General features: G+C 49.6%; 1 protein-coding gene. It reads right to left on the bottom strand.

Translation table 11 applies throughout. The features are described from left to right. Window positions 1–65: 65 nt before the first annotated feature. Window positions 66–849, bottom strand: a 784-nt coding sequence (locus ADA01nite_RS00150; protein ID WP_307724472.1) for a DODA-type extradiol aromatic ring-opening family dioxygenase, incomplete at its 5' end; no start/stop codon positions are given.

Genomic DNA, 849 nt, shown 5'->3' with positions numbered 1-849 from the left:
GATTTTAACAGAAAAGAGAGATAACTTATGCAAAAATCATTAGCAGGAAAAGAGCTGGAATATATTTAATCAAATTTCCAGCAAATTAAACTTAAATTCCCATACTGATACTCCCGATGCAGCAGCGTTCCGTTCCGTCCGTCGTCCGCCGCCCCCATCGCCAGCAACAAAGGAATGAAATGTTCATTGCGTGGTACAGCCTCTTTCGCATGCGGCGCTTGCGTCTCATACGCAAACAGCGCCTCCGTATCCCACTTCCCGATCTTTTCCCCCAGCCAATCATCAAACTTTACGGCCCATTCCTCCGCCTCCGTGCTCCGCCAGTTTATCCGTCGCAGATTATGCACGGTTCCACCACTTCCAATAAACATGACTCCATCTTTTCTTAAAGGCGAGAGAGCCTGGCCAATACGATACTGTTCCGCCGCGGACAGATTGGGATTTACCGATAAGACTACGACCGGAATATCCGCTTGCGGATACACGAGCCGCAGCACCACCCATGCGCCATGGTCCATGCCCCGTTCCGTGTCTGCGCGGCTTGCAATTTCTTGCGTATCCAGCAGCGTACGCACTTTTTCCGCAAGCGCCTTTTCCCCCTTAGCCGGATACACGATTTTGTACATTTCTTCAGGAAAACCGTAAAAATCATAAATCATATCGTACTTCTCTACAGCGCTTACTGTTTGCACCGGCGCTTCCCAGTGTGCGGAAAACAATACAATGGCACGTGGGCGAGGCAGCTTCGTTCTAAGCTCCTGCAGCATCTTTGTATATCCGTTGTCTTCCAATACAAGTGTCGGTGCCCCGTGTGCGATGAATAATGAAGGCATCATGCTATTTCTCCCC

The organism is Aneurinibacillus danicus, from assembly GCF_007991215.1.
GTDB lineage: Bacteria > Bacillota > Bacilli > Aneurinibacillales > Aneurinibacillaceae > Aneurinibacillus > Aneurinibacillus danicus.
Note: the sequence above shows the minus strand (reverse complement) of the source record. Positions and strands in the feature narration are given on the sequence as shown.